Raw genomic sequence first — 6266 nt, forward strand, 5'->3', positions numbered from 1 at the left:
CTTTTTGCATGCGCTCTTGCATTTGCTGCGCCTGCTTCATCATATTTCCCATACCACCTTTAAACATGGTCAAATCCTCTGTTGCTAAATTTTATCGTGCGCTGATCGACCTTTCGTCAGTCACCGCCTCAAATGTGTTTAATAATTGATTAAAGCCCACATCGTTTTGCAGCCATTGCTTGGCTTGCTCTAATCGGTACTGATCGATCGCTTGCTGTATCAGTAACGGCGTTGTCATCTGCTGCGATCCAATCTTAAAGTTGTATTCACCTTGCGCCGATAGCACATCACTTAATGCATCACGCGCAAGTGCCATCGTCTTGTCATTCAGCAAGCTCTGTTGCTCTTCGGTTACCCAAATACACCATTGCTGATGCTCCACCTTCTCCAACACCGAATTTAACAGCAACTGCCGAGTTAACCCCTGTACATCGGTCGCATCAACTATCGCAGCCCAGTTATCGACGTCCGCTGCGCACCGTGTTGATGAATTAAACTGCTGTTTTATCTGAGCTAAGCTTGTGGGTGTTGACTGGGTTAACTCAGTCTCATCACTCATTACCTGCTTAGCTGATAAATGAGGCTGCTCTCTCGGTGTTTCAACGTCTATTTCAGAATTTTTTTTTTCCGACTCTTGGCTAGCTGACAAGTCTTGGCGCATGTTCAACAATGACGCCAACCCCTCGTCCGATGTCGCCGGCGCACGCTGTTGTTCTGCTTGCGCTTCTATATCTCGTTGCTGCGCTATCAGCGCTGACTCGTCTTCGACTTCATCGTCGGCTTCATCATGAGTGTACGGCTCAAGTTCAGGAGAATTATCGTCAGTATCCGCGTCGAGCACATCTTCTGAAGCCATGGCCGCAAGGTTTGATTCGGGCGGCTGCTCGATGGTCTGTTCTTCAGCGCTTGGGCTGGCAAAAGTGAAAGATAACAATCTAAGTAATGTCATCTCGACCGCGCTTTGGGAATCGACTGCGTAAGGTGCTTCCTTTTTACCCTCAACAATAATTCGGTAGTACAACTGCAGTACTTCGGCAGGCAACTTACGCAACAGTACTTTCGTTGTCTGAGTTTGCTCCTCTGACGCCATCATAGCGGGGATCTGCTGTATTAATGCTAAGCGATGAATAACGCGCTGCAATTCATTAAGAATCATTAATGGATCAGGCACGAGTGCTTTGAGTTCATCAAATTTTTGAAAGACAGAGCCGTTGTCCGAGTCAGCTAATGCATCAAGTAGCGGGTGCACGTGGGCATCAGCAAGATGCCCGAGCATCCGTTGTACCGACTCAGTCTTAACTTCGCCTTGGCCCTGCGCAATGGCTTGGTCAGTTAAGCTTAATGCATCCCGCATACTACCCTTAGCCGACTGCGCTAATAATGCCAAAGCTTGCGTATCATGAGCCACGCGCTCTTGCTCTAACACGTAGTCAAGCTGTCCGACGATTTGTTCACGGTCGAGCGCCCTTAAATTAAACTGTAGGCAACGTGACACGACAGTGATGGGAAGCTTCTGTGGATCTGTTGTCGCGAGTAGGAATTTAACGTGCTCTGGCGGCTCTTCTAACGTCTTAAGTAACGCGTTAAAGCTGTGTCGAGACAGCATATGTACTTCATCGATTAAGTACACTTTATAGCGACCACGGGTTGGCCGATATTGTACATTATCGAGCAGTTCGCGCGTATCTTCGACTTTGGTGCGGGATGCGGCATCGACCTCAATCAAATCGACAAACCGGCCTTGCTCGATTTCCTGACAGCTTTGACATTCGCCGCAAGGACGAGCGCCCACACCCTGCTCACAATTCAATGCCTTAGCAAGAATACGAGCGATGGTGGTTTTACCGACGCCACGGGTGCCCGTGAATAAGTAAGCATGATGCAAGCGCTGTTGTTCAAGCGCATGAAATAACGGCTCCAAGACATGCTGTTGACCGACGACTTGGTCAAACTGCATGGGTCGCCATTTTCGGGCAAGCACTTGATAAGCCATTAACAGCCTCTTAATTAATTAAAAACGACACAAGGTATAGCACGTTATGCCAAGATCTCGCAATTTTTGTTCGCCTGGAAGATCGTCTAAAGTGATTACAAAAGCAGCTTCTACCAACTCCGCTTTCGTTCTCGATAACAGCCGCGCAGCGGCTGCAACGGTTCCACCTGTCGCAAGCAAATCATCCATCAATACGACGCGTTGAGGCTCTTTGAATGCGCATTCCTGTAACTCAAGCGCATCCTCGCCATATTCCAATGCGTAGCACTCTTTGACCACTGGGCCCGGCAACTTACCCGGCTTACGCAGCAACGTCAGCCCGCACCCTAATCGCTGAGCGAGCGCTGCACCAAAAATAAATCCTCGCGCTTCAACCGCTGCAACTTGATCAATGCCCTGTGCTTCGTAGCGTTGGGCAAAGGCTTCAATAGTTGCTCGAAAAGCGCTAGCGGATTGTAGTAACGGAGATATATCGCGGAAAATAATCCCAGGCTTAGGATAATCTGGAATAGCCCGGATGCTATTTCGGATAGTGGTTATCAAATCCATAGGTGTCCCTAGGCAACTGACCGCTTTGTATAATAGGTTACGACATCACCCAAGAACTTGGCATCCAAAGGTTTACTCAAGCAGCGCGTAGCGCCATGTTTAAGCGCTATAGGCTCCACATCCGTCACATCCTGTGTAGTGACAAACAGTATCGGTGTATGATGATAATGTTCGAGCTGGCGTAGGTTCTTAAGTAACGTCAGACCATCCATGAGTGGCATTTTGTGATCAATGATCATTAGGTCAAAGTTGCTTTCTTTGGCTTGCTTAAGACCATCAAGACCATCATTCGCAAACACCAGTGCGATATCCAAGTGAGACAGACTACTTGCAATATCAGCTCGTGTGTTGGCGTTGTCGTCGACCACGAGCGTTGAAATTGTCATAACATTAAAATCCTTGTGCAGAGCGCACGTTTCGGTTACGCACCGATCAATTGTACAAAGCGTAAAACAAGTGGGAGACATCCCGCGAACACGAAGAGTAAAACAGCAATAAGTAGAAATTTACCGCTAGAAGGATCTTTATAATTGTTACTACCCATGAAAAATTCCCCCATAAAAAGTCGGAGCAGATCATACTCGAAATCCATCCGTTATAAAAGTATGGGGTGGTGTAAATTATAGGCAAAAAAAAGCCCCGCTTGTGCGGGGCTTTTGCGGGCTTAAACTTTACAGATCGACGCCTTTTCGTTTCGCAGTAGACTGGATATAACCTTTCCAACTACGCGCGCTACGACGTTGATTATCAAATTTAGCCGCCTCGTTCACATACGTCAGTGCTTGACGGTAGTCGCCACCATAGAAGAACGCTTCTGCTAGTGACATGTAGATACGACCTTTGTCATCGCCGCGCGCCAAATCAAGCGCACCTTTAAGCGGTGTAGTCGCAGCTACATACTGCTCGTTCTGAACCAGCAAGTTACCTTGCTTACGCAAGTACTCGCCTTTATCTTCACGGTCGTCCGTAAGCTCTGCCGCTTTACCGTACCATTTTGCTGCCTCAGCAAACTCTTTGGCACGGTGGAAGCTATTTGCTGCCGTCGAGTAGTTCTTAGCTGTTCCCTCTACATCGCCCGACTGGATGTGTTTCAACATCGTTGTCGCAGCTTTGTAAGGGATGCCCTCATTATCGTAGAGTTGAACCAACAACTTAAATTGGTTTTCCTCTTTCAAATAACCCGCTAAGTAAGCAATTTCCATTGTCTGCAATGCTTTAGGAAGGTTTTCCTTGAGCATGTACATTTGGGCTAATTGCGGCCACCAAGGGATCGTTTCCGGCAATACATCTAAGCCTTCTTCAATCGTAGCGATGGCTTGGTCATACATCTTACGCTCAAAGTAAGAGGCCATAAGTAGCGTGTAATAATCCTTTTTAGGCTCATCCGCATACTTAAGTGCCGCTTCCGCATAAGGTACAATCTTAGCGAACTCTTTTTGTTGATAATAAGCATTTGCTACATAGAACAACGCCTGCGGGTCCATCTCACCAGTGAATTCGAACCATTTCTGTAGGTACGTGACCGATTGAGCATACTTCTCTTCTTGAAGGCTCAATTGACCCACTAGTTTAAGGACAGCCGCTTGGTCGCTCCAACCGAGTACGTCTTGGTCTGCCGCGTTCTTCAACATTGGCAGCGCCTCTTCAGTACGTTCTGCTTGCGCATACAACGTACCTAAGAAACGGCTCAAGTACGCTCGATCGTAGCCTTCAGCGTCTGGCAGTTCTTCCTCAAGAAGAACGATTGCCTCTTGCAACTGCTCTTGCTCGTACAACTCGAACGCATCCATAATCGCTCGACCAACACGCTGTGACGCGACTTGGTTTTTTCGAGCTTTCTTTTGCGCTTCAACGGTTTCTTTACTTGGCAGATCAAGACCGAGGTCTTGTGCAGCTACCGGAGCGGTAGCTACAACCAAGCCGAAAGCAAGGGCAGTAACAAATGTCTTCATTACAGTTTTCATTTCTTATTGCCCATCCATGTTGAAGTCGAGCTGAACAGTCATACCTTCTTGACGAACAGGCTTACCGTCTACGACCTTCGGCTTATACTTCCAACGCAATAATGCGCGGCGTGCTTCACGGTCGAACACTCGACGAGGTTCTGAGTCAATTACTTCAACGTCGGTCACACCACCTTGCTCATCGATAGTGAATCTCAACTGTACCCAACCCTCGGTGCCGTTACGAGCGGCTGAAGGCGGATAGCGAGGCTCAATTCGAACGATTGGCGTAGCGTCACCATCTTGATTCAACAAGTTACCGGGGCCTGACAAACCAGTGTCAGCACCACCTACATCGACGTCGAAGCCCATGTTCATGTTCACACCGCCCGCATCTGACGTATCAGGTTCAGATTGCGGCGTCTCAGGTGGAGCCTGAGGCGGCGGTGGTGGCGGCGGAGGTGTTCTCCGGCGCTCTTGAACGTCGGACTCTGGCGGCGACGTTACGATGTCAATGACCGGAGTGGGAGGCGGAGCTTCGTTACTCTTAGCCCCCCCACCGATTAAGTAAGCCATAAAAGCAAACAGAGCAAACGTAACGGCCGCACCTAGTATTAAAGATACTAAAAAGCGCACCATATTAGTTAGTCTCCGCTGCTATGGATATCTTATCGATACCCGCTTCCTTAACCTGGTCCATGACTTCTACAACACGACCATGCTCAGCTTTCTTGTCTGCCTGAATAACCACTAAGTCAGTAGGTTGCTCAGCAAGCATACGCTCAAGGTTTGCTGCCACGCGTTCTACGTCAACTTGACGCTTATCCATCCAGACTTCACCCGTATCGCGAATCGCGATAAAGATGTTAGCTGAAGGCTCCTTGTTGGCCTGGTTTGCTTCAGGTTTATTAACCTGAATACCAGCCTCTTTAACGAAAGAGGTTGTTACGATGAAGAAGATCAACATGATGAATACGATGTCCAGCATCGGCGTCATGTCAATCGCTGCATCTTCCTCTTCACGAATACGATTTCTTGCCATAGTAATACTCTCTTAGTGATGTGGCAGACTGTCGACCAAGTTCTGCTTAGCGCGACGAACACGACTCTCGAGTCGGGTCGCAAAGAACATACCGGATAACGCTGCAACCATACCCGCCATTGTCGGGATTGTTGCCATCGAGATACCCGACGCCATAAGACGAGGGTTACCGGTACCTTGCACTGCCATGATCTCGAATACGGTAATCATACCGGTTACTGTACCGAGTAGTCCCACTAGAGGACAAAGTGCAACGCAAGTCTTAATCAACAGAATACGTGCATTCAATTTATCGTTCGCTTCGGAAATCCATGCTTCGCGGATTCTATGTGCGTACCATGAGGTGGTATCTTTACGAGCGTCCCAACGTGCGATGATTTCTTTACGCAACTTAGGGAACGAACTCGTTAAGTACCAATAACGCTCAATCATCAGTACCCACATTAGAAAGAGTACCCCCATGACGACGTACAATACGTCGCCACCGGTCGCAATAAAATCCCTGATAGATTCCCATAGTTCCATCAGGTAAAGCATGAACTTACTCCTTCTCCGAGTGAGCCGCTACAATACCTGCAGCCTGCTCATCCAACAAGTGAACAATTGATTTACTACGTGCAGCCACAATACTGTGAGCCAAAATCAATGGAATTGCCGCGATTAGACCCATAGCCGTTGTTACCAACGCCATTGAGATGTCGCCTGCCATGATTTTCGGGTCACCTGTACCGAACAATGT

Annotated in this window: 8 protein-coding genes; all 8 read right to left on the bottom strand. The window is 48.2% G+C overall.

Annotated elements, in window-relative coordinates; all coding sequences use genetic code 11:
- Nucleotides 1–91 precede the first annotated feature (91 nt).
- The gene (gene dnaX, locus B2X00_RS03700) at nt 92–1993 is read right to left on the bottom strand and encodes a DNA polymerase III subunit gamma/tau (RefSeq protein ID WP_290486173.1); all 1902 of its coding nucleotides are present in this window, start codon (nt 1991–1993) and stop codon (nt 92–94) included.
- Nucleotides 1994–2011: 18 nt separating this feature from the next.
- Complete coding sequence (locus B2X00_RS03705; protein WP_290486174.1) at nt 2012–2542, bottom strand: adenine phosphoribosyltransferase; 531 nt, start codon at nt 2540–2542, stop codon at nt 2012–2014.
- 8 nt (nt 2543–2550) lie between these two features.
- Nucleotides 2551–2928 (bottom strand): response regulator, encoded by a 378-nt coding sequence (locus tag B2X00_RS03710; protein WP_290486175.1) that lies wholly within the window; start codon nt 2926–2928, stop codon nt 2551–2553.
- 285 nt (nt 2929–3213) lie between these two features.
- Nucleotides 3214–4494 (bottom strand): hypothetical protein, encoded by a 1281-nt coding sequence (locus B2X00_RS03715; RefSeq protein ID WP_290486176.1) that lies wholly within the window; start codon nt 4492–4494, stop codon nt 3214–3216.
- A gap of 15 nt (nt 4495–4509) precedes the next feature.
- On the bottom strand, nt 4510–5124 hold the full coding sequence (locus B2X00_RS03720) for an energy transducer TonB (protein ID WP_071462306.1): 615 nt from the start codon (nt 5122–5124) through the stop codon (nt 4510–4512).
- A 1-nt stretch (nt 5125) separates the two neighbouring features.
- Nucleotides 5126–5527, bottom strand: a complete 402-nt coding sequence (locus B2X00_RS03725) for an ExbD/TolR family protein (protein ID WP_006956494.1) — start codon at nt 5525–5527, stop codon at nt 5126–5128.
- Between the two features lie 12 nt (nt 5528–5539).
- On the bottom strand, nt 5540–6064 hold the full coding sequence (locus tag B2X00_RS03730; protein WP_290486177.1) for a MotA/TolQ/ExbB proton channel family protein: 525 nt from the start codon (nt 6062–6064) through the stop codon (nt 5540–5542).
- A gap of 4 nt (nt 6065–6068) precedes the next feature.
- On the bottom strand, nt 6069–6266 hold a 198-nt coding region (locus B2X00_RS03735), incomplete at its 5' end, for a MotA/TolQ/ExbB proton channel family protein (protein ID WP_290486178.1).

Origin of the sequence: Idiomarina sp. UBA3162 (assembly GCF_002364475.1) — a bacterium.
Taxonomy (GTDB): domain Bacteria; phylum Pseudomonadota; class Gammaproteobacteria; order Enterobacterales; family Alteromonadaceae; genus Idiomarina.

What these genes read in the sequence shown, in the direction of transcription:
- dnaX (WP_290486173.1), bottom strand. Translation starts at nt 1,993, where the DNA reads ATGGCTTATCAAGTGCTTGCCCGAAAATGGCGACCCATGCAGTTTGAC.
- B2X00_RS03715 (WP_290486176.1), bottom strand. Translation starts at nt 4,494, where the DNA reads ATGAAGACATTTGTTACTGCCCTTGCTTTCGGCTTGGTTGTAGCTACC.
- B2X00_RS03705 (WP_290486174.1), bottom strand. Translation starts at nt 2,542, where the DNA reads ATGGATTTGATAACCACTATCCGAAATAGCATCCGGGCTATTCCAGAT.
- B2X00_RS03720 (WP_071462306.1), bottom strand. Translation starts at nt 5,124, where the DNA reads ATGGTGCGCTTTTTAGTATCTTTAATACTAGGTGCGGCCGTTACGTTT.
- B2X00_RS03725 (WP_006956494.1), bottom strand. Translation starts at nt 5,527, where the DNA reads ATGGCAAGAAATCGTATTCGTGAAGAGGAAGATGCAGCGATTGACATG.
- B2X00_RS03730 (WP_290486177.1), bottom strand. Translation starts at nt 6,064, where the DNA reads ATGCTTTACCTGATGGAACTATGGGAATCTATCAGGGATTTTATTGCG.
- B2X00_RS03710 (WP_290486175.1), bottom strand. Translation starts at nt 2,928, where the DNA reads ATGACAATTTCAACGCTCGTGGTCGACGACAACGCCAACACACGAGCT.